22 protein-coding genes and 1 pseudogene are annotated in these 23,936 nt (G+C 72.1%); 10 read left to right on the forward strand and 13 right to left on the reverse strand.

The genetic code is table 11. The annotated features are described in order from the left end of the window. Nucleotides 1-48: 48 nt before the first annotated feature. Nucleotides 49-834, reverse strand: coding sequence for an inositol monophosphatase family protein (locus tag ACWD4U_RS08970; protein ID WP_363458460.1), 786 nt, complete (start codon nucleotides 832-834; stop codon nucleotides 49-51). A 101-nt stretch (nucleotides 835-935) separates the two neighbouring features. On the opposite strand from ACWD4U_RS08970, the gene ACWD4U_RS08975 reads away from it, so the two are divergent. After that, nucleotides 936-1,922 carry an Lrp/AsnC family transcriptional regulator gene (locus tag ACWD4U_RS08975; protein ID WP_363458461.1) on the forward strand — a complete coding sequence of 329 codons (987 nt, stop codon included), beginning with the start codon at nucleotides 936-938 and terminating at the stop codon, nucleotides 1,920-1,922. Between the two features lie 20 nt (nucleotides 1,923-1,942). Then, the gene (locus ACWD4U_RS08980; protein ID WP_363458462.1) at nucleotides 1,943-2,179 is read left to right on the forward strand and encodes a DUF2277 domain-containing protein; all 237 of its coding nucleotides are present in this window, start codon (nucleotides 1,943-1,945) and stop codon (nucleotides 2,177-2,179) included. On the opposite strand, the gene ACWD4U_RS08985 is transcribed toward ACWD4U_RS08980, so the two are convergent. The 5 genes from ACWD4U_RS08985 to ACWD4U_RS09005 all read right to left on the reverse strand — a co-directional run bounded on the left by ACWD4U_RS08985 (nucleotide 2,148) and on the right by ACWD4U_RS09005 (nucleotide 6,747). Next, the gene (locus tag ACWD4U_RS08985; protein ID WP_363458464.1) at nucleotides 2,148-2,633 is read right to left on the reverse strand and encodes a DUF2269 family protein; all 486 of its coding nucleotides are present in this window, start codon (nucleotides 2,631-2,633) and stop codon (nucleotides 2,148-2,150) included. The genes ACWD4U_RS08980 and ACWD4U_RS08985 overlap by 32 nt on opposite strands. Nucleotides 2,634-2,846: 213 nt before the next feature. Next, nucleotides 2,847-4,466 (reverse strand): isovaleryl-CoA dehydrogenase, encoded by a 1,620-nt coding sequence (locus tag ACWD4U_RS08990; RefSeq protein WP_363458466.1) that lies wholly within the window; start codon nucleotides 4,464-4,466, stop codon nucleotides 2,847-2,849. Further along, on the reverse strand, nucleotides 4,466-5,062 hold the full coding sequence (locus tag ACWD4U_RS08995; RefSeq protein ID WP_363458468.1) for a TetR/AcrR family transcriptional regulator: 597 nt from the start codon (nucleotides 5,060-5,062) through the stop codon (nucleotides 4,466-4,468). The genes ACWD4U_RS08990 and ACWD4U_RS08995 overlap by 1 nt, the downstream gene beginning before the upstream one ends. A 126-nt stretch (nucleotides 5,063-5,188) precedes the next feature. Then, nucleotides 5,189-6,007 carry a S1 family peptidase gene (locus ACWD4U_RS09000; RefSeq protein WP_363458470.1) on the reverse strand — a complete coding sequence of 273 codons (819 nt, stop codon included), beginning with the start codon at nucleotides 6,005-6,007 and terminating at the stop codon, nucleotides 5,189-5,191. A 119-nt stretch (nucleotides 6,008-6,126) separates the two neighbouring features. Further along, on the reverse strand, nucleotides 6,127-6,747 hold the full coding sequence (locus ACWD4U_RS09005; RefSeq protein ID WP_363458471.1) for a TetR family transcriptional regulator: 621 nt from the start codon (nucleotides 6,745-6,747) through the stop codon (nucleotides 6,127-6,129). A 103-nt stretch (nucleotides 6,748-6,850) separates the two neighbouring features. Between ACWD4U_RS09005 and ACWD4U_RS09010 the strand changes: the two genes are divergently transcribed. Continuing rightward, nucleotides 6,851-7,003: a hypothetical protein gene (locus tag ACWD4U_RS09010; protein WP_363458473.1), complete on the forward strand. Its 153-nt coding sequence runs from the start codon at nucleotides 6,851-6,853 to the stop codon at nucleotides 7,001-7,003. Between the two features lie 15 nt (nucleotides 7,004-7,018). Further along, nucleotides 7,019-7,276, forward strand: coding sequence for a DUF4190 domain-containing protein (locus ACWD4U_RS09015; RefSeq protein WP_363458474.1), 258 nt, complete (start codon nucleotides 7,019-7,021; stop codon nucleotides 7,274-7,276). A 194-nt stretch (nucleotides 7,277-7,470) separates the two neighbouring features. On the opposite strand, the gene gcl is transcribed toward ACWD4U_RS09015, so the two are convergent. Then, a complete protein-coding gene (gene gcl / locus ACWD4U_RS09020; RefSeq protein WP_363458476.1) occupies nucleotides 7,471-9,252 on the reverse strand; it encodes a glyoxylate carboligase in 1,782 nt (593 codons plus the stop codon). 288 nt (nucleotides 9,253-9,540) lie between these two features. Here gcl and ACWD4U_RS09025 point away from each other — a divergent pair, with 288 nt between their 5' ends. Further along, entirely contained in the window at nucleotides 9,541-10,191 is a 651-nt protein-coding gene (locus ACWD4U_RS09025; protein WP_363458478.1) for an NAD(P)-dependent oxidoreductase, read from the forward strand. 82 nt (nucleotides 10,192-10,273) lie between these two features. On the opposite strand, the gene ACWD4U_RS09030 is transcribed toward ACWD4U_RS09025, so the two are convergent. Next, the gene (locus ACWD4U_RS09030) at nucleotides 10,274-11,608 is read right to left on the reverse strand and encodes a cytochrome P450 (RefSeq protein ID WP_363458479.1); all 1,335 of its coding nucleotides are present in this window, start codon (nucleotides 11,606-11,608) and stop codon (nucleotides 10,274-10,276) included. A gap of 178 nt (nucleotides 11,609-11,786) precedes the next feature. On the opposite strand from ACWD4U_RS09030, the gene ACWD4U_RS09035 reads away from it, so the two are divergent. After that, complete coding sequence (locus ACWD4U_RS09035) at nucleotides 11,787-12,803, forward strand: terpene synthase family protein (protein ID WP_363458481.1); 1,017 nt, start codon at nucleotides 11,787-11,789, stop codon at nucleotides 12,801-12,803. A 63-nt stretch (nucleotides 12,804-12,866) separates the two neighbouring features. Here the strand turns inward: ACWD4U_RS09035 and ACWD4U_RS09040 are convergent, their stop codons facing one another. After that, nucleotides 12,867-14,432, reverse strand: coding sequence for an APC family permease (locus ACWD4U_RS09040; protein ID WP_363458482.1), 1,566 nt, complete (start codon nucleotides 14,430-14,432; stop codon nucleotides 12,867-12,869). A 339-nt stretch (nucleotides 14,433-14,771) separates the two neighbouring features. Between ACWD4U_RS09040 and ACWD4U_RS09045 the strand changes: the two genes are divergently transcribed. Next, the gene (locus ACWD4U_RS09045; RefSeq protein ID WP_363458483.1) at nucleotides 14,772-16,124 is read left to right on the forward strand and encodes an acyltransferase; all 1,353 of its coding nucleotides are present in this window, start codon (nucleotides 14,772-14,774) and stop codon (nucleotides 16,122-16,124) included. A 57-nt stretch (nucleotides 16,125-16,181) separates the two neighbouring features. Here ACWD4U_RS09045 and ACWD4U_RS09050 read toward each other — a convergent pair whose 3' ends face one another. Continuing rightward, nucleotides 16,182-16,616, reverse strand: coding sequence for a MarR family winged helix-turn-helix transcriptional regulator (locus ACWD4U_RS09050; RefSeq protein WP_363458485.1), 435 nt, complete (start codon nucleotides 16,614-16,616; stop codon nucleotides 16,182-16,184). A 123-nt stretch (nucleotides 16,617-16,739) separates the two neighbouring features. On the opposite strand from ACWD4U_RS09050, the gene ACWD4U_RS09055 reads away from it, so the two are divergent. Beyond that, complete coding sequence (locus tag ACWD4U_RS09055; protein ID WP_363458486.1) at nucleotides 16,740-17,867, forward strand: NADH:flavin oxidoreductase; 1,128 nt, start codon at nucleotides 16,740-16,742, stop codon at nucleotides 17,865-17,867. Nucleotides 17,868-17,929: 62 nt separating this feature from the next. Here the strand turns inward: ACWD4U_RS09055 and ACWD4U_RS09060 are convergent. Continuing rightward, nucleotides 17,930-18,772, reverse strand: a pseudogene (locus tag ACWD4U_RS09060) (MmyB family transcriptional regulator); the annotation flags it as partial. A gap of 140 nt (nucleotides 18,773-18,912) precedes the next feature. Here ACWD4U_RS09060 and ACWD4U_RS09065 point away from each other — a divergent pair. Then, a complete protein-coding gene (locus ACWD4U_RS09065; protein WP_363458488.1) occupies nucleotides 18,913-19,692 on the forward strand; it encodes an NAD(P)H-dependent oxidoreductase in 780 nt (259 codons plus the stop codon). 61 nt (nucleotides 19,693-19,753) lie between these two features. On the opposite strand, the gene ACWD4U_RS09070 is transcribed toward ACWD4U_RS09065, so the two are convergent. Further along, on the reverse strand, nucleotides 19,754-20,662 hold the full coding sequence (locus ACWD4U_RS09070) for a helix-turn-helix domain-containing protein (RefSeq protein WP_363458490.1): 909 nt from the start codon (nucleotides 20,660-20,662) through the stop codon (nucleotides 19,754-19,756). A 239-nt stretch (nucleotides 20,663-20,901) separates the two neighbouring features. On the opposite strand from ACWD4U_RS09070, the gene ACWD4U_RS09075 reads away from it, so the two are divergent. Beyond that, nucleotides 20,902-22,344 carry an MFS transporter gene (locus ACWD4U_RS09075; RefSeq protein ID WP_363458492.1) on the forward strand — a complete coding sequence of 481 codons (1,443 nt, stop codon included), beginning with the start codon at nucleotides 20,902-20,904 and terminating at the stop codon, nucleotides 22,342-22,344. Between the two features lie 105 nt (nucleotides 22,345-22,449). Here the strand turns inward: ACWD4U_RS09075 and ACWD4U_RS09080 are convergent, their stop codons facing one another. Continuing rightward, nucleotides 22,450-23,919 (reverse strand): hypothetical protein, encoded by a 1,470-nt coding sequence (locus ACWD4U_RS09080; RefSeq protein ID WP_363458494.1) that lies wholly within the window; start codon nucleotides 23,917-23,919, stop codon nucleotides 22,450-22,452. Nucleotides 23,920-23,936: the final 17 nt, after the last annotated feature.

Genomic DNA, 23,936 nt, shown 5'->3' on the forward strand with positions numbered 1-23,936 from the left:
CGATCATGGCCCCGAGTCCCGACACCTACTGTCGTGGCTTCCGCTCGGTCACCCGTTTCGCAGCACGTCCAGCAGCTCGTCGTACAGGCTGGGCGCCGCCGCGACGAAGGAGGTCGAGCCCGCTGTCCACGGCTTCCCCTCGGCGTCGGCGACCCGCGCCCCGGCCTCGGCGGCCAGCAGCGCGCCCGGCAGCAGGTTGGCCGGGTCCGCGCCGTACTGCCAGAACAGCCCGAGGTGGCCGGAGCCGACCTGGGCGATCTGCAGCGCCGTCGGACCGAGGTTGCGCACCGCCAGGACCCGGGGCAGCACCGCGCTCAGCGAGGCCCCGGCGGCATGCAGCGCCCGCGGGTCGCGGTCCGGGCGCGGCGGCTGCGAGGTGGCCGCCACCGCGGCCGCCAGTTCGCGGTGGCGCGGAGCGCACGGCCGCCCGTTCAGGCGGGTGCCGCCACCGAGGGTGGCGGTGTACGTGGCGTCCTGGCGCGGCGCGTGCACCACCGCCAGCACCGGCGCGCCGTCCCGCAGCAGGGTGGCGGTCACCGCCCAGTGCGGCAGCGCCGACAGGTACTGCACCGCCCCGTCGGTGGCGTCGCACACCCACCACTCGCCCTCGTCCGGCACCGACCGCTCCCACTCCTCGTCCAGCCAGCCCGCCCCGGGCCGCAGTGCGGTCAGCCGCTCCCGCAGCATCCCGGCGGCCGGACGGTCGAACCGCTCGAAGGCCGCGAACGCCTCCGCCCGGTTCGCGGCCACGACCGGTTCCGGCTCCTGACGCTCCCTCAGCCAGGTGCCGGCCTCCCGCACCGCCGCCTCAACGCCGTCCAGCAGTTCCCGCATCGCTTCCTCCCCGGTGGATGTCCTCGGTGTGCGGCCAGGAGTACCGTGAGACCGACTCATCAGGACGCTGACTGCCCACGATCCGGCGGAGATCGGACGACATGGACACCGATACGGCGGATTCCGCCACCCTGCTCGACACCCTGGACCGGCAACTGGTGCACGCCCTGCAGGTCGACGGGAGGGCCGAGACCGGGCGGATCGCCGAGGTGCTGGGCGTCTCCACGCGGACCGTCACCCGCCGGCTGGGCCGGATGCTGGACGCCGAAGTGGTCCGGGTGGTGCGGATGCCCGACACCCGGCAGGCGGCGCTCGGCGCACTCCTGCTGCGGGTCCGGGTGCTGCGCGGCCGGGTCGACGCCCTGGCGCTGGCCCTCGCCGCCCGGGACGACGTCCCGTTCGTCGACGTCATGCTCGGCGGGCAGGAGGTCTCCGCCGTGGTGCTCTCCGACCCGGCCGCCAGGGACCGCCTGCTGTACGGCCAACTCCCGGCCACCGACGCGGTGGTGGAGTCCACCGCGCACGCCGTCCTGCACCTGTTCGCGGACGCCTCGCAGTGGCGGGCGGGCTACCTCACCGCCGAACAGGAGGCCGCGCTCGCCCCACCGCCGCCCACCGCCGAACCGCCCACCCCGGACGCCCTCGACCACCGCCTGCTCGACCTGCTCGCCGTCGACGCCCGCCAGTCGCACGCCGCGCTCGCGACCGCCCTCGGCGCCCCCGAGTCGACCGTCCGCCGCCGCCTGCACCGCCTCGCCGACGGCGGCCTGCTGCGCACCCACACGAGCGTCGACCCCCGGCTGCTCGGCATCACCGTCGACGCCAACCTGTGGCTCGACGTCCCCCCGAACCGGCTCGCCGCCACCGGCCGGGCCCTCGCCGACCACCCCCAGGTGCACGGCGTCCTCGCCACCAGCGGGCCCGCCAACCTGATGGCCGCCGTGTTCTGCCCGGACCACGCCGCGCTGTACCGCTTCCAGACCGAGGTGCTCGGGCCGCTCGGGGTGCAACGGGCCGAGACCGCGATCGTCGCCCGCGCGGTCAAGCGGGCGGGCTTCCGCCTCCGTCCGCTTCCCCGGCTGTCGTAGCGGCGCGGCAGACTGGAGGCATGTGCCGAAGCATCAAGACGCTCCGCCCGCCGATGACGCCCGACGCCACACCCGAGGACATCCACGCGGCGGCCCTCCAGTACGTCCGGAAGATCTCCGGGTTCCGGGCGCCCGCCGCGCACAACCGCGAGGTCTTCGAAGCCGCGGTGGCCGCCGTCGCGGCCGCCACCGCCGACCTGCTCGCCGGAATAGAGGTCCGCGGCGTCACGCCCCGGTCGTCGACCCCGGTCGGATGACCATCAGCACCACGACCACCGCCCACAGCAGGTTGAACACACCCGCGGTCATCGGCAGCCTCCCCAGCTTGCCGGTGGCCCGGACGGTCTCCGCCTCCCGCTCCTCGGTGGCGTCCAGCGCGTCGATCGTCGCCTGCTGACCCGGCAGCACGAACAGCAGCAGCACGCCCGCCGCGAGGGCCGTCAGCACGATCGACACCGTGATCCAGGCGTCGCCCATCACACCCATCACCTGCGCGGTCCCGATGCCCAGCACCGGCACCGCGATCCCCAGCAGCGCGTACAGCTGACTGATCCGGTGCAACAGCCGCACCGAAGCCGCCGCCCCCACCTGCTCCGGCCCCTCCACGAGCGCGGCCTTCGCCTTCCGCGGGAACATGCTCACCGCCACCGCGACCGGACCGATGAACAGCACCGAGACCAGGACGTGCAGACTCAGCAGGAACTTGGCCATCGGGGCGCAACCCTTCGACAAGGCGGGGAACGGGATCGCCGGTCACGCTAGCAGCGCCTTATTTCAGGGGCTCCAGTGGCAGTGCGTCTTGGAGACGTCTATGCGCCCAGACCTTGCAGCGCCCCGGAACCCTCGCTGCCACGCACCCCCGCCGTTCCGCCCCCAGCCCCAAGGGGGGCCGGGAGGTACCCCCAGGGCCCCTAGGTGGTGCCACTACATCCTGGAGAGGATCGCTTCCGTATCGATGCCCGTCGGGAGGGTGCCGTAGGCGAGGCCGGAGTGGCCGGCGAGGCGGGTGGTGGTGAAGGCTTCGGCGACGGCGGGGTGGCCGTGGCGGAGGAGGAGGGAGGCCTGGAGGGTGAGGGCGAGGCGTTCGACGAGGTGGCGGGTGCGGTACTCGAGTTCCGCGGGGTCGGCGAGGTCCTTGCGGAGGGCGCCGAGCGCAGCGTCGTAGTGCCGGTCGAGCCCGCTCGCGGCGTCCAGCTCCTCGAACACGGCCGCCACGCTCTCGGGTTGACGGGCCATCGCGCGCAGCGCGTCGAGCGCGGCGACGTTCCCCGAGCCCTCCCAGATGGAGACCAGCGGGGCCTCCCGGTAGAGCCGGGGCATCCCGGACTCCTCGACGTAGCCGTTGCCGCCCAGGCATTCCAGGGCCTCGGCCGCGTGCCCGGGGCCGCGCTTGCAGACCCAGTACTTGGCGACGGCGAGGCCGAGGCGGCGGAAGTGCGTCTCGGCGGGGTCGCCGGCCAGGGCCCGGTCGGTGGCCTCGGCCAGTCGCATGGCGATCGCGGTGGCGGCCTCGGACTCCACGACCAGGTCGGCGAGCACGTTGCGCATCAGCGGCTGCTCGACCAGCGCCTTGCCGAAGGCGTGCCGGTGGGTGGCGTGGTGCAGGGCGCGCATCGCGCCGTAGCGCATGCCGGAGGCGGCGCCGACGGTGCAGTCGAGGCGGGTCATGTTGACCATCTCGATGATGGTGCGCACGCCGCGGCCCTCCTCGCCGACCAGCCAGCCGGTGGCCTCCTCGTACTCGATCTCCGCGGAGGCGTTGGACTTGTTGCCGAGCTTGTCCTTGAGGCGTTGCAGGCGCAGCGCGTTGCGGGTGCCGTCGGGCAGGACGCGGGGCAGCAGGAAGCAGGAGAGTCCGCCGGGGGCCTGGGCCAGGGTCAGGAAGACGTCGGACATCGGGGCGGAGGTGAACCACTTGTGGCCGGTCAGGCGGTAGGTGCCGTCGCCGGCGGGGACGGCCCGGGTGGTGTTGGCGCGGACGTCGGAGCCGCCCTGCTTCTCGGTCATCGACATGCCGGCGATCAGGCCGCGCTTGCCGTGCGGTTCGCGCAGGCCGAAGTCGTACTCCCGGGCGGCGAGCAACGGCTCGTAGGCAGCGGCGAGTTCGGGGGTCGTGCGCAGGGCGGGGACGGCGGCGTAGGTCATCGAGATCGGGCAGGTGTGGCCGGCCTCGACCTGGCCCCAGACGTAGAACTTGGCGGCGCGGGCGGTGTGCGCGCCGGGCCGGTCGTCGCGCCAGGGGGCGGCGTGCAGGCCGTGCTCGACCGCGGTGCGCATCAACTGGTGCCAGTGCGGGTGGAATTCGACCTCGTCGATGCGGTGGCCGTAGCGGTCGTGGGTGCGCAGCACGGGCGGGTTCTCGTTGGCGAGGCGGGCCCAGTCAGCGGCCTCCGCGCTGCCGGCGAGGCGGCCGAGGGTGTGGAGTTCGTCCTCGGCCCAGCCGGCGCCCGCCCGGTGCAGGGCGGCGAGCAGGGTGGGGTCGGCGGCGACGTCGTGGCCGTACGGGTCGGGCACCTGGTTGGTGACCTCGTGGGTGCTTGCCATCAGTGCCCTCCCAGGGCGCGCAGGGTGAAGGTGACCAGGTCGGGCAGGACGGTCTCCGGCGGGCGGCCGTCGGTGAGCGGTCCGACCAGCGCCTCGCCGACCGCGCCGACGATCGCGGCGGCGGTCAGTTCGGCGTGCTGGGCGGGGAGTTGGCCGCGGGCGGCGGCCTGGTCGATGCGGGTGGCGATCAGGTCGCGGAAGGCGCGGCGGAAGACCAGGCGTTCGGCCTCGACCACGGTGTCGGCGGGTTCGGCGAGCAGCGCGTAGGCGAGCCGCGGGGCCTTGAGCGCGCGGGCGGCGAAGGTGGCGACCAGCGCGGCGATGCCGTCCAGCGGGTCGGCGGCGCGTTCGGCGGCCTCGGTGACGGCGGTGATCTCGCGTCCGCAGACGGTGCGGAACAGGGTGACGGCGAGGTCGGCCTTGCCGTCGAAGTGCTGGTACATGCTGCCGGTGGCGATGCCGGCCCGCTGCGCGACGGCGGCCATCGAGCAGCCCGCGTAGCCGCGTTCGGCGAGCAGGGCGACGGCGGCCCGCAGGACGGCTTCGCGCTGGCCGTCCAGGCGGGCCTGGACGGCGGCGGTGCGTCGGTAGGCCACGCAAAGGATTGAAGCACCGATTCACTGCTTCAGGAAGAGCCGCGCCGGGCGGCCGTGAACCGTCCCGGAACGCGCGCAGCCACCCGCGCGAGGGGATACGCGGGTGGCTGCGCGCGGTGGGCTCGGCTACGGGCGGGGCAGCACGCAGCCTGCCCGGGTCAGGTCGAGCACGTTGCCCGGGGCGAAGCAGTTCGGGATGGTGTAGGTCTCCTGCGCGTAGTTGATGCCCTGGCGGACCGTCACCACGCCGTTCTGGTCGACCTCGCAGGGGTTGTCGACGGTGCAGGTCTCACCGTTCTCGTTGCCGGTGTTGTTGACGGCGACCACCTGGCCGCTGTTGACGTCGATCACCGGGGAGCCGGAGGTGCCGCCGATGGTGTTGCAGGCGGAGGTGTAGCGGACCGAGTCCTTGAAGGTCCAGCCGCCCTCCTTGAGCCGGTACACGAAGCCGTCGACGTTGCAGGAGTAGGTGGTCTTCCAGTAGCCGGAGACCACCTTGATCGCGCTGCCGGCCACGGGGTGGCTGGTGGACATGGTCAGCGGCGATATCCCGTAGCGGCTCTTGATCGTGGAGTAGCTGGTACTCAGCCGGTAGAGGGTGACGTCGGTGTCGGTCATCGTCGAGTACAGGACCCGGTTGGCGCGCACCGTGCCGAGGCTGGAGCCGGAGGAGCTGAGCAGGGTGAAGCTGCGGTTGGAGGACTTGTTCGTGATCACCTGGCCGGGGTTGGGCATCCCGGTCTCCAGACAGTGGCCGTTGGTCAGGATCAGCCCGGGGTCGGTGTCGACCGAGTTCGGCATCCGGACCAGCGAGCCCGAGCAGTTGCTGAGGGCGACCGTCCCGGCGAAGGTCACGGTGGCGGCGGACGCGGGGGCGGCGGTGGCCAGGGCGGTGGCCCCGGCGAGGAACAGCGCGGAAGCTGCGCCGATGAGCGGCTTCTTCATGGGGTGCCTCTCGTGGTGTGGGGGTCCCACTGGGGTACCACTGGGGTAGCCCTAAGTTGGCGCGCCCATGACACCATGTCAAGACCGTGCCCACACCCGGTGCTTTCACTGATTTGCCGTCAACTTTCCTTCCAGTGACGGCTTCCGATGTTGATGAGCCGCAACTGGGTGCGCACCGTCCGGGCGATCCCGAGCCGCTCCGCCGGGTGCGCCTCGACCAGCGCGAGCGCGGTGGTCACCATCCGGTCCACGTACAGCTCGGCCAGCATCCGGCGGTCCACGTACGACCAGTCCGCGACGTCCGGCTGCCCGGCCAGCAGCTCGGCCAACTCCTCGGCGAAGCGCGCCAGTTCGGCGGCGACCGCATCCCGCACCGGCTTCACCCCGCCGAACCGCTCACGCGCCAGGAAGCGGATGTACGCGGGATGCTCGGCGACGTGCGCGGTGATCACCTCCACCGAGCGGTCGATCAGCTGCTCGGGCTCACCGCTGCCCGCGAACACCGCCTGGACCATCTCGTGCAGGTTGGCCAGCGACTCCTGCACCAGCACCACGCCCAGCTCGGCCAGGTCCGGGAAGTGCCGGTAGAACCCGGCCGGCGAGAGGCCCGCCTCCCGGGTGACCTCGCGCACGCCGAGGCCGCTGAGGTTCTGATGCTCCAACAGCTCCAACGCGGCATCCAGCAGGGCGCGACGGCTGGCCTGCTTCTGGGCCTGACGGATACCGGGGTTCTGGGTCACGGCGATCAGTAAACAACTGTTTGCTGATTTTCGCCAGCGTCGCTACAGTACTTTCAGCGAACAGTTGTTACCCGAACGCAGCTGTCCTCCGAAAGGTGTCGCCGTGCTGCTCGTCGTCCTGATCGCCCTCGGCCTGCTCGCGGGGGCCGCCGCTCATCTGCCGATGCCGCTGTTCCTCGCCGCCGCCACGGCCGTCGCCGCCTGGCTGCTGGCCTTCGGCGCCCGCGAGGGTCTGGCCCGTACCCGCCGCCACTGATATCCGGAGCCCACGTTGAACCCCACCGAGCGTCACACCACAGCCGACGCCGACCAGTTGGCCGTGGCCTCCTTCATCCTCGGCCTCCTCGGCCTGCTGATCTTCAACCTCGTCCTCGGCCCCCTCGCCCTCGCCCTCGCCGCCCTCGCCCTCTGGCGCGGCACCACCCGCCGCACCCGAGCCCTCCTCGGCCTCGCCCTCGGCGCGGCCGACCTCGCGGTCCTCGCCGCCACCCTCGCCGCCACGGGCGGCACCATCTGGCAGCTCGGCTGACTTTCGGCAGGTGGCTCGGGAACAGTCAGGGGCCCGGGGAACGGCGGGGGTGCGTGGCGGTCGGTCTCACAGGGCGCTGCCGGTCAAGACGCATGGACGTCTCCAAGACCACCAGCCCAGTTCAGACCACCAGCCACTCGCCTCGCGGTTCCCCGAGCCCCTGGATAGTGCAACTGGCCCGACTCCCTAAGCGGTCAGACCTTCAGGGTCTTGATCGCCGTCGGAGCGTCGCCCGGCTGGGTGGCGAGCTCCTCCCACTCCATGACCTTGTCGATGTCGGCCGCGGCCATCGAGATGTTGGTGACCCGCTCCAGGATGGCCTCGACCACGACGGGGACGCGGAACTCCGCCGCGAGCTTCTTGGCCTCCTCGAACGCGGGCAGCAGGTCCTCGGGCCGGGTGACCCGGATCGCCTTGCAGCCCAGCCCCTCGGCGACCCGGACGTGGTCGACGCCGTAGACGCCGAGCTCGGGGGCGTTGATGTTCTCGAACTCGAGCTTGACCTGGAAGTCGATGTCGAAGTTGCGCTGCGCCTGGCGGATCAGGCCCAGGTACGAGTTGTTGACGAGGACGTGGACGTACGGGATCCGGTGCTGCGCACCGACCGCGAGCTCCTCGATCATGAACTGGAAGTCGTAGTCGCCGGAGAGCGCGACGACCTGCCCGTCCGGGTCGGCGGTGGCGACGCCGAGCGCGGCGGGGATGGTCCAGCCGAGCGGCCCGGCCTGGCCGCAGTTGATCCAGTGGCGGGGCTTGTAGACGTGCAGCATCTGCGCGCCGGCGATCTGCGAGAGGCCGATGGTGGTGACGTAGCGGGTCTCCGGGCCGAAGGCCTTGTTCATCTCCTCGTAGACGCGCTGCGGCTTGAGCGGCACGTTGTCGAAGTGGGTCTTGCGCTGCAGGGCGGCACGGCGCTCCTGCGTGGCGGCGACCCACTCGCCGCGGTCCTTGAGCCGCCCGGCGGCCTTGAGCTCGCGGGCGACCTCCAGGAAGAGCAGCAGCGCGGCCTTGGCGTCGGAGGCGATGCCGAGGTCGGGGGCGAAGATCTTGCCGATCTGGGTGGGCTCGACGTCGACGTGGACGAACTTGCGGCCCGCGGTGTAGACGTCCAGGCCGCCGGTGTGGCGGTTGGCCCAGCGGTTGCCGATGCCGAGGACGAAGTCGGAGGCGAGGAAGTTCTCGTTGCCGTAGCGGTGCGAGGTCTGCAGGCCGACCATGCCGGCGTTCAGCTCGTGGTCGTCGGGGACGATGCCCCAGCCCATCAGGGTCGGGACCACCGGGACGCCGGTGAGCTCGGCGAACTCCAGCAGCAGGTCGGCGGCGTCCGCGTTGATGACGCCGCCGCCGGCGACGATCAGCGGGCGCTCGGACTCCTGGAGGAGCGCGATGGCCTTCTCGATCTGGGTGCGGTTGGCGGCCGGCTTGTAGACCGGGAGCGGCTGGTAGGCCTCCGGGTCGAACTCGATCTCGGTCAGCTGGACGTCGATCGGCAGGTCGATCAGGACCGGGCCGGGACGGCCGGAGCGCATCAGGTGGAAGGCCTGCTGGAAGACGCCCGGGACCTGCGCCGCCTCCAGGACGGTGGTGGCGGCCTTGGTGACCGGCTTGGCGATCGAGGCGATGTCGACGGCCTGGAAGTCCTCCTTGTGGAGGCGGGCGACCGGGGCCTGGCCGGTGATGCACAGGATCGGGATGGAGTCGGCGATCGCCGAGTACAGGCCGGTGATCATGTCGGTGCCGGCCGGGCCCGACGTGCCGATGCACACGCCGATGTTGCCGGCCGTGGCGCGGGTGTAGCCCTCGGCCATGTGCGAGGCGCCCTCGACGTGGCGGGCCAGCGTGTGCTTGATCCCGCCGGAGGCCTTGAGTGCGGCGTAGAAGGGGTTGATCGCGGCGCCCGGCACACCGAACGCCACGTCGACGCCTTCGAGCTTGAGGATCTCCACTGCGGCGCGGGCGGCTGTCATACGAGGCATCGGCTTACTCCTGCGGTCGACGCGACTTCCATGATGCGGAAGAATAGTTTTGGAATGCGAAAGTAAGCTAAGCCGGGCCCAAAGGGGTCGTCAAGGTGCGTTTCAACAGAACGTTGCAGGCCTGCGGCCGCCCCGACCACGGAACCTCCAGGGCCCTTCGATCACGATGTCCGTTTTTCACCATGCTCGGTCGCCCCGGGACCTCGTCCACCCCGCAGTCGTCGCCGTACCGTCGTGGGTGTCGGCAGAAAACGCCAAGCGACGGAAACACCCGAGGAGAGACCCACGATGAGCACCATCACCCTGTACGGCGCCACCGGCACCATCGGCTCCCGCGTCCTGGCCGAGGCGCTCGACCGCGGCCACCGGGTCACCGCGGTGGTCCGCGACCCGGCGAAGCTGACGGCCGCCCACCCGCAGCTGACCGTGGTGGCCGGCGACGTGCTGGACCCGGCGTCGGTGGCCGAGCACGCCAAGGGCGCGGACGTGGTGGTCAGCGCGGTCGGCGGCGGCGACGGGCCGGGTCACCGGGCGCTGATCCAGCCGGCCTTCGAGTCGCTGGTGACGGGCCTGCGCACGGTCGGCGCGGACGCCCCGCGACTCCTGGCGGTCGGCGGCGCGGGCTCGCTGCGCACCCCGGACGGCAGGCAGGTCTGGGACGCCGAGGGGATCCCGGAGTTCGTGCTGCCGATCATGCACGCGCACGGCGAGGCGCTGGACTACCTGCGCACCGTCACCGACGTGCGGTGGACCAACCTCTCCCCCGCGGGCACCATCGAGCCCGGCGAGCGCACCGGCGCCTACCGGGTCGGCCTGGAGGAGCTGCTGATCGGCGCGGACGGCGAGAGCCGGATCTCCGCCGAGGACTACGCGGTGGCGCTGCTGGACGAGGTCGAGCAGCCGCAGCACGTCGGCCGACGCTTCACCGCCGCGTACTGATCCACCGTCAGCCCCGTCCATCCGCAGCCGGTTCCCGGATCGCGTGGAGCAGCTCGGCCGGCAGGACGACCGAGCTGCCGGGTCAGCGCGGCTCGACCCGCATGCGCATCTCGGACGGTCCGAGCGTCGCGCCCACCTTCGGCCGGACCGGCTCACCCGCGACCGGACGCAGCCGCCAACGGGAGACCACGGCGGCGGTGATGACGGCCAGCTCCGTCATCGCGAAGTCGGCACCCAGACAGTGGTGGGTTCCGCTGGCGAAGGGGAAGAACGCACCGCGCGGCAGGGCTGCGTCGCGCCCCGACAGCCAACGCTGCGGATCGAAGGTGTCGGGGGCCGGGAAGTACCTCGGGTCGTGGTGCAGCGCGTACGGGCTGTAGAACACGTCCGCCCCGGCCGGGATGAGGTGGTCACCCAGCCGGACCTCCTGCCGCGCCCGCCGCGGGAACAGCCACACCGGCGGGACGATCCGCAGCGTTTCGTAGATCACGGCCTGCAGGTAGGGCATGTCGGTCAGGGTCGACCGATCCGGCCGCCGGTCCTGGAGCACCCGGTCGACCTCTTCCGTCAGGCGGCTCTCCACGTCCGGATGGGCCGCCAGGAAGTGGAAGATCCACGCGGCGGCCGCGGCCGTGGTGTGCGAGCCGCCGATCAGCACCCCCAGGACGTCGTCGTGCACCTGCTGCGCGCTCGTCCCGGGCGGGGCCTGGAGCATGGCGAGCATGCCGCCCGCCATCGGGTCTCCCGTCGCCCTCACCCGTTCCTCGGCGGCTTCGATCAGGGTGTCCACGGCGTCGTGGATCCGCCGCACCGCCTCGGTGTAGCGGCGCCGTTCCGCGGTCGGGAGCCGGCAGATCAGCTCGAGCGGACCGTAGGCCCGCCGGGCCAGGCCGACCACGAACACCGGCAGGCTCTCGTACACGTCACGCCGGTCCCGCTCCGCCAGATCGACGCCGAACAGACATGCGGCGACCACCTGCGTCGTCAGGTCGGCCATCGCGTCGTGCAGGTCGATCACCTGCCCGGCGTGCCAACTCGATGCGCCGGCTTCGGCCAGCTCGACCATGGCGTTCGCGTAGGACGACACCTGGGCCGGCTGGAAGGCCGGCCGGGCCGCCCGGCGGCGCTCGCGGTGGTGTTCGCGGTTGGCCACCACGACGCCGTTGCCGAACAGCGGGCGAGCCACTTCGAAGATGACCCCCCGGTCGAACTGGTCGCCCGGTGCACCCAGCATCTTGCGCACCAGCTCGGGGCTGTTGAGGATGTAGGCCTTCCGCAGACCCAGCCGGATCTGCACGGCGTCTCCCAGTGGACGCTGCTCCTCGAGGAAGCGAAGCGGGTCGCGCAGCAGCTTGAGGGCATGGCCCAGCAGCGGCAGCGACTTCGGCATCCGGGCAATCTCTGCGACAGCCTGCATCGGTGCATCTCCCGTCGAAGCGGACTCCAGTCGTCCACTTCGATCCGTTCCACGGACCACCGCGCCTCCCGGTTCAGGGCCGCGGCGTTGAACCGTCGTGACCAGCGCTCCCGTGTGGTCTGACGAACCCGTCGGCCGGTGAACGGCCGGCCTAGCGAGCATGCGATGGAGTGTGCACATGCCCGGCCCGACTCCGCCGATCGTCCTGCCCCGCGAGCTGAACCCGCCCCATCTCGCCACCTGGGCCTTCGACCTGCCGTTCCCTCGCCCGGTTCCGCACCCTGAACACGACCGCGCGGTGACGGACGCCCGCACCTGGGTCCAACGCATGGGGATCGTCACGACCGACGAGGAGCTGCGCCGTCACGATCGCATGGCACTCGCGTCCTGGCCCGGGCTGAACTTCCCGAACGCCACCGGTGCGGACCTCGACCTGCTGTGCAACTGGGTGTGCTGGTGGGTCGTCATGGACGACCGCGACGACGGCGAGTTCATCCAGGACCCGCGCCGGGTGGAGGAGTTCTACCGGCGACTCATCGCCGTGGTCGCTCCCGACCGCCAGAGCGGGCACCCGGACCTCGGTGCGGACCCCATGGTCGAGGCCTTCGCTGACATCTGGCGGCGTTGGCGCCAGGGCATGTCGCCGGGCTGGCAGGCCCGCACGGCGGAGAACTGGGCGAAGCTCTTCGAGGCGCTCATCGACGAATGCGCCGGGCGACGCGACGGAGCGGTTCCGAGCATGGACCAGTACCTGGCCATCAGGGACCGGTCGGGCGAGATGGCGCTCGAACTGGACGCGACGGAACGGGTCGGGCACTACGAGGTCCCGCAGGCCGTCCTGGACACCCCGGCCCTGGCGTCCATGCGGCTGAGCACCATCCGGGCCGTCAACATCTCCCAGGACGTCCAGTCGCTCGCCAAGGAGGAGGCGATCGGCGACAACCTCAACATGGTTCTGGTCCTGGAGCGGGAACGCTCCCTGGGCCGGGTCGACGCCCTGTGCGAGGTGCACCGCATGATCCGCGTCTACACGGACGACTTCCTCGCGCACCAGGCCACCGTGCCGCGCGTCCTGGACGGGCTCGGCCTCGCGCCCGAGGACCGGCTGCCGGTCTACCGGCACATCGACGACCTCGGCCGCCTGATCGTCGGCAACCTGGTCTGGTGCGCCGCCGCCGAGCGGTACCGGACCTGAACCCATGGAGCCGAAGGCCCCGGACCGTGAGCGGTCCGGGGCCCTTGCGGCGCTCGCGCGCGGTCAGTCGGGGATGACCAGCGCGGGGGTGTCGCGGGTGAGCACCTCGCCGCGGAAGAAGGCCGGGCTGCGGCGGGTCATCACGGCCATGCCGACCAGGCCGAGGGCGAGCAGGCCGGCGCCGACCACGAAGACGCTGCCGACGCCGAAGACCGAACTGCCGCTGCCGTAGGCCGGATCGACCATGTCCACCAGCGACTTGGCGAAGATCGCGGCCAGGGTGAGCCCGCCGAGCAGCGGGAAGACGCACTTGAGCACCGCGTCGCGGACCGAGCGGCGCAGGTCGCGGCGGAAGTACCAGGCGCAGGCGAACGCGGTCAGCGAGTAGTAGAAGCAGATCATCAGCGTCAGTGCGGCGATGGTGTCGGCGAGCACGTGCGAGCTGACCAGCGTCATCACGGTGTAGAACGCGCCGGTTCCGACGCCGGCGGTGACGATCGCCCGGCCGGGGGTCCGGTAGCGCGCGTTGACCTTGGTGAAGGAGGCGGGCAGCGCCTCGTACACGCTCATCGCCAGCACGGTGCGGCTGACCGGGATGAAGGTGGTCTGCAGGCTGGCGGAGGCGGAGGCGAGCACCGCGACGAAGAGCAGCACGCCGAGCACCGGGCCCATCACCGGCCCGGCCAGCACCGCCAGCACGTTGGAGGAGGTGTCGGGGTTGCCGAGGCCGGTGCCGGTGGTGCCGACGCCCGCGTACATCTGCACCGCGACGGCCGTGAACAGGTAGGAGCCGACCAGCACCGCCATCGCCAGCATCGCGGCCCGGCCCGGGGTCTTCTCGCTGCCGCCGGTCTCCTCGTTGGCGCTCAGGCAGGCGTCCCAGCCCCAGTACATGAAGAGGGAGAGCGAGAGCCCGGCGACGAAGGAGCTGAAGGAGTCGGCCTGGAACGGGTTCATCCAGCTCCAGGAGAAGTCGAGCGAGCCGGCCGCGTCGCCGTCCAGCGCCTTGCCGATCGCGAGCACCCCGAACAGGCCGAGCACCGCCAACTGCAGCCCGACCAGGGCGTACTGGACGCCCTTGGTGGCCGTCATGCCGCGGTAGCTGATCATCGTGGCGATCGCGATCAGCGCCAGGCAGGTGGCGACGTGCACCAGCCGGTCGTCGTTGAGTGCGGCGACCGAGTCGCTGCGGGTGATCTCGCCGAGCAGCAGGTAGAGGTACTCGGTGGCGACGCCCGCGAGGTTGGACAGCACGATGATGGTGGCGATCACCAGGCCCCAGCCGCACATCCAGCCGACCTTCGGGCCGAACGCCTTGACCGTCCAGGTGAACGAGGTGCCGCTGTCCGGGATCGCCTTGTTCAGCTCCCGGTAGGCGAACGCCACCAGCATCATCGGCAGGAACCCGGCCAGGAAGAGCGCGGGCATCTGCAGGCCGACGGCGGCCACCGTGGTGCCCAGCGTGGTGGTCAGGCAGTACACCGGGGCGACGGTGGAGACGCCGATGACGGCGTTGCCGAGCAGACCCACCGAGTTGCCGTTGAGGCCCTTGTCGCGGACGCCGCCGTGGGCGTCCCGGCCGGCGGCGCCCTCGGCGCCGGCCCGCGGACGATTGTCGAGCTGAACCATGCGGGAACCGTAACGGGCACTGTTTCCGCAGCAGGTCGAGGCGACAGGCTGGGATTCCCCTGCGTTTCATCGAGCTGCTAGGCTATGTTTCCGTTGATTGCATGATCTTTTCCCGTGATCGACCTTAGTTTCACTCCTCTTGACCCTTGCTTGGGACGGGACGAAAACCGCAGCTCGGACGATTCCCGGCCTTTCCGGCATCAGTATGAGAAACACCACATACCGACTCGGTAACGCGACCGGGCCAAGCGGCGCCGCGCCCCCGGCCGTTCGGACACCTCTGGTTCCCCGGCCCGCGGGCCCCTATCGTTCCCCCGTCAGTCCTGGGAGGGGAGCGGTATGACCGGCACGCTGACGTCCGACCCCGAGATCCGCACCGTCCGCGCCGAGGGCACACCCGGAGCGGACACCGTGAGCGTCCGCTGCTCGGTCGGCGACCTGTCGCTCGCCGACCTGCCGGTCTCGGTGGTGCTCTGCTACGACCGGTTGCTGGACGCCGACGCCCTCGCCGCCGGACTCGCCCGCGCCCTCGCCCACCTGCCCGCCTTCGCCGGCCGGTTGCGCACCGCCCCCGGCGGCGAGCTGTACCTGGACTGCACCGGCGCCGGCGTCCCGTTCACCGTCGCCGACGCCCCCTACACGCTCGAAGAGGCGCTGGACCGGGTGCTGCTGCCGACCTCCGGACTGGTCGACCACGTCCAGGCCACCCGCGCCCGGCAGGAGGACCTGCCGCTGCTCACCGTCCGGCTGAACCGCCTCGCCGACGGCACCAGCGCGCTCGGCATCTCCTGGCACCACGCGATCGGCGACATGCAGACCTTCGCGCTGCTGCTGCGCACCTGGTCCGCCTGCACCGAGGACCTGCCGCTGCCCCCCGTCGACCTCGCCGCCGACCGCGACGCCTACCTGGACGCCCACCTGCCGCCCGTCGACGGCGGCGCCCCCACGCTGCGGCTGCCCTCGGCCGCCGAGAACGAGGCGCTGCGCCGCGAGATCGCCTCCGCCGCACTGGCCAACCGCACCCTGCAGGTCTACTTCACGCCCGGTGAAGTCGCCCGGCTGCGCGACGAGTTCAGCGCCGAGGCCGGCCGCCGGCTGTCCGCCAACGACGCGCTCTGCGCGCACCTGCTGGCCGTGCTGCGCGAGGTGGACGGCGGCGCGTCCGAGCCCTCGCTGACCATGCCGGTCAACCTGCGCCGCGTCCTCGGCCTCCCGGACGGCGCGCTCGGCAACCTGCTCGGCGAGATCCGCCTGCCCTGGCGGGCGGGCACCACCCCCGCCGGCTTCGCCGCCGAACTGCGCGGTGCCGTCGAGGAGTTCACCGAGCGCCACCTGAGCGTGCGGAGCACCCGGCTGTTCCTCGAAGCGCTCGGACGGGACCGCGTCACCGACTGCATCCCGACCGGCTTCGACCCGGCCCGCCGCACCCTCACCCTCTCCAACTGGTGCCGCCTGGGCCTCTACGACCACCCGCTGGCCGGCGCCCTCCCGGTCGCCTTCAGCCCCGTCGCCACCCTCCAACTCCCCTGGACCTCCTGGCTGGTGGAGGGCCCCGGCGGCACCGGCCACCTGTACACCGTGGTCCTCCCGACCCGGGTGGCCGGCCGCCTGCGCGCCGCCCGCGCCCTGCTGCACCGCCACCGCGAGGACGACGAGCCGCTGCCCGCCACCGCCTCCCGCAAGCTGCTCTGAGCCGCCCGGCCGGCGCACCCGCCCGACGAGCCGTCAGGAGGCCGGCCCGACGGGCCCTCAGGAGGCGGGCCGGGTCACGAAGACCCGTTCCAGCAGCTCGTACAGGCGGTCCCGGTCCCCGTCGTCGAGCCGCTCCAGCCCGTCCAGGGTGGTCCGCATGCCGGCGCGGACGGCGTCGGCGACCCGCTCGCCCTCCGGCGTGAGCACGACGGTCTTGACCCGCCGGTCGGACGCGGCGGCCTCGCGGCGCACCAGGTCGCGCTTCTCCAGCCGGTCGATGATGCCGGTCACGTTGGACGCGTCGCAGGCCAGCACCTCGGCGAGGCCGCGCATCGCGGCGGGCCCGCGCCGCAGCACGGCCAGCGCCTTGGCCTGGCTCGCGGTGAGGTTCTCGCTCGCCGCGGCGAGCGCGAAGTCGCCGTAGAACACGCCGAGCGACACCGAGAACAGCTCCATGAGCTGGGCGGTGTCGACGCGAGGGGCTGCTGTCATGACGACCACTGTACCCACCGGCCGATAAAACTTGACCATCTCAAGCATCTACGCCTATCGTCGAGCGCATTGCTTGAGGTTCTCAAGTATCACGGTTGTCAAGCAGCACCGAGGAGCGTCCCTGTGACCGCCACCGCGTCCCCCGCCTCCCGCGCGGCCGAGATCCTGTCCCGTCCGGTCGCCCTGAACGGCCTGACCGTCCCGAACCGCATCGTGATGGCACCGATGACGCGGATGTTCTCGCCGGGCGGCGTGCCCGGCGAGGACGTGCGGTCGTACTACGCCCGCCGCGCCGCCGCCGGGGTCGGCCTGATCGTCACCGAAGGCACGTACGTCGGCCACGAGTCCGCCGGGCAGAGCGACCGGGTGCCGCGGTTCCACGGCGAGGAGAACCTGGCCGGGTGGGCGAAGGTGGCCGAGGACGTGCACGCCGCGGGCGGCACGATCGTTCCCCAGCTCTGGCACATCGGCATGGTCCGCAACCAGGGCGAGCCGCCCTACGCCGACGCCCCCGCCATCGGCCCCTCCGGCATCCGCGTGGACGGCACCGAGGGCGCCGGCAAGGCGATGACCCGCGCCGACCTGGACGACGTCATCGGCGCCTTCGCCGAAGCGGCCGCCGCCGCCGAGCGGATCGGCTTCGACGGCGTCGAACTGCACGGCGCCCACGGCTACCTGATCGACCAGTTCCTCTGGGAGCGGACGAACCGCCGCACCGACGAGTACGGCGGCGACCCGGCGGCCCGGACGAAGTTCGCCGCCGAGATCGTGGCCGCCGTCCGCGCGGCCGTCTCGCCCGCCTTCCCGGTGATCTTCCGCTACTCGCAGTGGAAGCAGGAGGCGTACGACGCCCGGCTCGCCGAGACCCCGCAGGAGCTGGAGGCGATCCTCACCCCGCTCGCCGAGGCCGGCGTGGACGCCTTCCACGCCTCCACCCGCCGCTACTGGATCCCCGAGTTCGAGGGCTCCGACCTGAACCTGGCCGGTTGGACCAGGAAGCTCACCGGCCGCCCCGCCATCACCGTCGGCTCGGTCGGCCTCGACGGCGACTTCGTGCACGTCCTGACCGGCCAGGGCGCCCCGGTCGGCAGCATCGACAACCTCCTCGACCGCCTCGAGCGCGACGAGTTCGACCTGGTCGCGGTCGGCCGCGCCCTGCTCCAGGACCCGGCGTGGGCGGCCAAGGTCCTCGGCAACCGGCTCGACGAGCTGAAGCCGTTCGAGGCGGCGGCGGTGCAGACGCTGAGCTGACGCCCCCTCGGCCGACGGGTCGTCAACCGGGCGGAGCGGCGGCCCGCCCGGGGCCCGGGTATCGGAGGGTGCGCGTCGGCGCCGTCCGCGCTGCCGGCGAGCCGGCGCAGTCCGTCCTCGGCGGGGCTGCCGGGGGCCGCGGAGAGCACCAGCAGTTCGGCGCCCGGTTCGTCGGGCAGCGCGAAGTTCTCCTGGTGCAGCTCCAGGTGCCCGACCAGCGGGTGCCGGAACGCCTTCGGCCCGGGCGTGCGGGCCCGCACGTCCGCCCGGGCCCACAGGCGGCCGAAGCGCTCGCTCCCGGTCGCCAACTCGCCGATCAGCGCGGCCAGCCGACGGTCCTCGGGGAACCGGCCGGCGGCCAGCCGCAGGTGCCCGACCACGTCGCGGGCGCAGCCCTCCCAGTCCGCGTGGAGGCCGCGCCCGGCTTCGTCGAGGAACAGGTGGCGGGCGGTGTTCAGGCCCGGCACCGGCTGCCCGAGGAGCAGTCCGGCCAGGCGGTTCCCGCCGAGCACGTCCTGGCGGTGGTCGACGATCAGCGCGGGCGCGCCGCCGACCAGGTCGAGGACGCGCAGCAGCTCCGGCCGCAGCTTCCGGCGGCCCTCCGCCGGAAGGTCGAGCGGCGCCTTCGCGGGGCGGTGGCGCTGCCGGGCCAGGCGGTCCAGGTGCCCGCGCCCGGTCCCGTCCAGGCCGAACACCCGGGCGAGCGCGTCGAGCACCTGCTCGGAGGGCTGGGTGGCGCGCCCCTGCTCCAGGCGCACGTAGTAGTCGACGCTGACCCCGGACAGGTGCGCGACCTCTTCGCGGCGCAGCCCGGCGACCCGGCGGCGGCGGTCGGTGGGGATGCCGACGGCGGCCGGGTCGACCCGGGAACGCCGGCTGCGCAGGAAACCCGCGAGATCGTCCATGCCCTCAGTATGGCCGCGGCGAAAACCCGCGAAGGTGGTCCTGCGGTGACCAGGAACTCCCGTCCGTCGGAAGCGGAGGGCCTGAACAGCGGGCTCGGCGGCGCCGATGATCGATGGCGTCCGATCCGAAGGAGTTCCCCATGAAGACGCTGATCGTCTACGCCCACCCCGAGCCGAGGTCGCTGAACGGCTCGCTGAAGGACCTCGCGGTCGCCACGCTGCGGGACGCCGGCCACGAGGTGCGGGTCAGCGATCTGTACGCGATGAAGTGGAAGGCGGTCGTGGACGCCGCGGACTACGGCCCCGCCGCCTCCGGTCCGCTGCAGGTCGCCAGGGACTCCGGCCGGGCCTTCGACACCGGGACGCTCACCCCGGACGTGCGCGCCGAGCAGGAGAAGCTGCTGTGGGCCGACACGATCGTCTTCCAGTTCCCGCTGTGGTGGTACACCATGCCCGCGATCCTCAAGGGCTGGGTGGACCGGGTGTTCACCTTCCACTTCGCGTACGGCGTCGGCGAGCACAGCGACACCAGGTACGGCGAGCGCTTCGGCGAGGGCACCCTCGCGGGCCGCCGCGCCCTGCTGTCGGTGACCGCGGGCGGCCCGGAGTCGCACTACGCGGCCCGCGGGATCAACGGTCCGATCGAGGACCTGCTGTTCCCGATCCAGCACGGCATCCTGTACTACCCGGGCATCGAGGTGCTGCCGCCGTTCGTGCTGTACGGCACCGACCGGATGACCGTCGAGGACTACCCGGACGTCGCCAAGGCGTGGGAGCACCGGCTGCTCACCCTGGAGTCGACCGAGCCGATCGCCTTCCGGCCGCAGAACTTCGGTGACTACGCGATCCCCTCGCTGCACCTGAAGGAGGGTCTGGAGCCCACCGGCCGCACCGGCTTCGGGCTGCACGTGCGCGGCTGACGTCCGCCGCCGACCGGCGCGGACCGGCGTGCCCTGGCCGCACGCCGGTCCGCGCCCGCGCTCAGCGTCCGGCCTGGGCGGCGTGGCGCTGCGGCACCGCCACCGCGTCCCGCGCGCCGGAGGCCGCCGCGCTGCCGAGCAGCCGCAGCGCGGCCTCCGACGGCGAGCCGGGCTCGGCGGTGTAGGCGATCAGGTGCTGGCCCGCGGCGCCGGGGATCATCAGGTTCTCGAAGCTGAGCTCCATCGCGCCGACCAGCGGGTGCCGCAACTGCTTCACCCCCGAGGTACAGGTGCGCACCGGGTGCCGGGCCCACAGTGCGGCGAACTCGTCGCAGTTCATGGTGAGTTGGCCGACCAGCTCGGCCAGCGAGCGGTCGTCGGGGTGCCGGCCGGCGACCAGCCGCAGCGAGGCCACGGCGAGCTGCGCCTGGTCGTGCCAGTCGGTGTAGAGCCAGCGGTACTGCTCGTCCAGGAACAGCATCCGGGTCATGTTGGGCCGCGCGGCGGGCGTGTCGGGGCTGTCCGCCGCCAGGTGTCCGGCGAGCAGCGCGTGGCCCAGCGGGTTCCAGGCGAGCACGTCGTTGCGCCGGTCCAGGACCAGGGCCGGGACATCGGTCATCGCGCCGAGCAGTTGCCGGGCCGAGGCGCTGGCGTGCACCACCCGGGCCGGGGCGGGTCGGGTGGGCGCGACGGCCGGACGGGCGAGGTCCTTCAGGTAGACCGTCTCGTCCTCGTTCAGGCGCAGCGTGCGGGCGATCGCCTCCAGCAGGCCGTCGGAGGCGTTGGTGGCACGGCCCTGCTCGAGTCTGGTGTAGTGCGTGATGCTGACGTTGGCGAGCGTGGCCAGCTCCTCGCGGCGCAGCCCGCTGACGCGCCGTCGAGTCGGGTGCGGAGTGATGCCGAAGTCCTCCGGGCGCAGCGCGGCGCGGCGCGACTTGAGGAAGTCTCCAAGCTCGGACGGGGCGTCCATTCAGGCCTCCAGGTCGATGGAGTGCGTCAGTCTGGCTACGGCGATCACCGACTACCCATGATGCCCCGCCGCTTCCGGCGACCGGAAGCGCTGAGGGTGGTCCTGCGGTGACTACCCTCCCGCCGGCTGGGCAAAGCAGGGTGCTGGCTGGGCCCGTTGGCGTCGAAGAGGCTGTTCCCGACCGTGCGACGCGACCGCGCCGCGCGTCAAGAGCCTTGAGGGAAGAGGTACTCGACGTCATGTCTGTCACTGAAACGGAGGCGACCGGTGCGTCCGGTGCAGCGGTCGCCGAGGCGCCGGCGGCGCTGACCGGGCGGCTCCGGCTGGTGCTCGTCCTGCTACTCGCCACGCAGTTCATGCTGGCCGTGGACTTCGCGATTCTGAACGTGGCGCTGCCGGTGATCGGCAAGGGCCTCGGCTTCTCACTGGCCCACCTGCAGTGGATCGGTACCGCGTTCGCGCTGTGCGCGGCGGGCTTCACCCTGCTGTTCGGCCGGGTCGCGGACCTGTTCGGCCGTCGCCGGCTGTTCCTCGGCGGCCTGGTGGTCCTGGGCGGCGCCTCGCTGCTGGGCGGCCTGGCGCAGAACCCGGAGATGCTGATCACCGCCCGCGTGCTGCAGGGTCTGGCCACCGCGGCGGTGACCCCGGCCGCGCTGTCGCTGATGACCACCTCGTTCCCGGAGGGCCCGCTGCGCCAGAAGGCGCTCGGCCTCAACGGTGCGCTGATGTCGAGCGGTTTCACCACCGGCGCCATCCTCGGCGGTGTGCTGACCGACCTGCTGTCCTGGCGGTGGGCGTTCTTCATCAACGTGCCGGTCGCCCTCGCGGTGCTGGTGATCGCCCCGACGGTGATCAAGGAGTCCCGGGTCGACGACCGCCCGAAGCTGGACCTGCCCGGCGCCCTCGCCGTCACGCTCGGCCTGCTGGCCATCATCTTCGGGCTGACCCAGGCCGGTGAGAAGGGCTGGGGTTCCGCGGGCACCCTGCTGCCGCTGGCCGCGGGCGTGCTGCTGCTGGTGCTGTTCTGGGCGATCGAGCGCAAGGTCTCCGCGCCGCTGGTGCCGCTCAGCGTGCTCGGCAAGCGGTCGGTGGCCTGGGGCAACGTCGCCGGCCTGATCGCCTTCCTCACCGAGTGCTCGCTGGTCTTCCCGCTGACCCTCTACTTGCAGGACGTGCTCGGCTTCTCCCCGCTGGCGGCCGGCCTGTCCTTCGGCGTGCTCGGCCTGGGCACGGTCACCGGCGGCGTCACCGCGCCGAAGGTGATCGGGAAGCTCGGCACCAAGCAGACGCTGATCGTGGGTGGTGTCCTGCAGGCCGTCTTCACCTTCGCGATGATGGCCATCGGCGACGACCGCGCGTGGCTGTGGCTGATGCTGGGCGCCAGCTTCGTGGGCGGCGTCGGCAACATGCTCGTCATCGTCGGCTTCATGGTCACCGCCACCTCGGGTCTGGCCGACCACGAGCAGGGCCTGGCCACCGGCCTCGCCACCATGACCCAGCAGGTCGGCATCACGATGGGCACCCCGATCATGAGCGCGGTGGTCACCGCCGCCGCCGGCGCCGGGGCCGCGTCCATGCTCGGCGGTCTGCGGGTGGCGATCGGAGTGAACGCCGCGATCGTCGTCCTGGGCCTGCTCACCAGCGCGATCTTCCTGCGCAGCGACCGGGCTCCCGCCCAGTAGCAGAAAGCGGCGGGCGGCACCGGCCGTTCCCCGGTACCGCCCGCCGCCCCACGACCGCCCGCCGTCAGGACGACCCCCGCGTCCTGACGGCGGGCTTGCGCACGGCTACCCCGCGAAGGGGAAGGTGAAGGACCCGAACAGCTCGGTCTCCGGCGCGTCGGCGCCGCGCAGCCGCAGCGCGCAGCTGACCAGCGCGTGGTCGAGCATCGAGATCCGGTCGCCCTCCTCCTTGGCGCCCTCGGAGAGGTTGTCGATGACCCAGCTGATCGCCGACTCGCCGCCGTAGCGGGCCCGCGGGGCGAACATCAGCTCCCAGGCGCCGATCTCGCCGAGGATGTTGAGGACGTAGCTGACCGGGAACGACCGGTTGGCCCGGTTGTCCTCGGTGCTGTCCAGGTCGGGGAACGAGTCGGCCATCCGCACCAGCGCCGCGTCCGGGATCAGGTCCATCCGGCCGTTCATCATCGACAGCTCGATGATGTACGGGTAGGCGTTGCCCCGGGGGGAGAAGTTCTCACCGGGGTCGACCACGTCCAGGACCGCCGCGACGTCGGTCAGGAAGCCGTCCAGGTCCGGCAGTTGGTCCGCCAGCCGGCCCAGGTTGTGCAGCGCGATGACGTAGTACTGCGACATGTGGACCTTGGTGGTCCAGGGGATCTGGTCCATCAGGCTCCTGGCCTCGGCCAGGGCGTCGATCGGCCGGGTCAGGTACTCGGAGCGGCCGCACATGGCGACGGCGTTGAGCATCGTCAGCAGCGGGTAGACCTTCTTCCACGGCAGCGGCATCGGGTTCGGGAAGGCCGGCCAGTTGCCCACCTCGTCGGCGCGGGTCAGGTAGTCGAGGACTTCCTGCATGTAGTCGCGCTCGCCGTCGAAGATGTGCTCGGTGTAGCCGAGCAGCGCGATCACGGACATCAGCATGCCGCCCACGCGGCCGCAGAAGTACGGGATCGGGATGCGGTCCAGCAGGTCCAGCGCCTCGACGACGTGGTTGCGCTCCGCGGTGACCAGGCGCTCGCGCAGGCCGAGCTGGCCTATCGCGAGGAAGACCGTGCAGCAGGCGGACACCCGCTCGTACTCGCCGTGCCGGCCCTGGTTCTCGTCCGGGATGGCGTCCGGCGCGATCTGGTCGAGCATGCCGAGCACCTCGGCCGGGAAGTCCAGCTCGTCGTTGACCAGCAGCGAGACGTCGAGGCCGAGCTTGGCGAAGGCGTCCATCAGGATGCTTCCGGCGGTGGCCCGGTAGTACGGGTTGGGCACCGCCCGCACGGCGTCCAGCAGCGGCGGCACCGCCGGGGCCAGCCAGTCGCGGTCCTCGCCGCCGGCGTTGACCTTCAGGATGAACTCCGCCATGGCGCGGGAGAACAGCGTGTAGCCGTCGGACGGCGAGACCTTGGCCGCCAGCCGGTCGAAGGCGTCGCGGATGTGCCCGGCGACGGCCGCGTCGTAGCCGATCGGGTACTGGCCGAGGCCGATGCCGCGCAGCATGCGGCTCCACGGGGTCGCGATCATCCGCGACTCGTTGGACATGTCGTGCAGGCCGGAGATGGGCAGGGAGCGCGGAACAGCGTTCATGGGTCAAACCTCCGTCG

The organism is Kitasatospora sp. NPDC002522, from assembly GCF_053595195.1.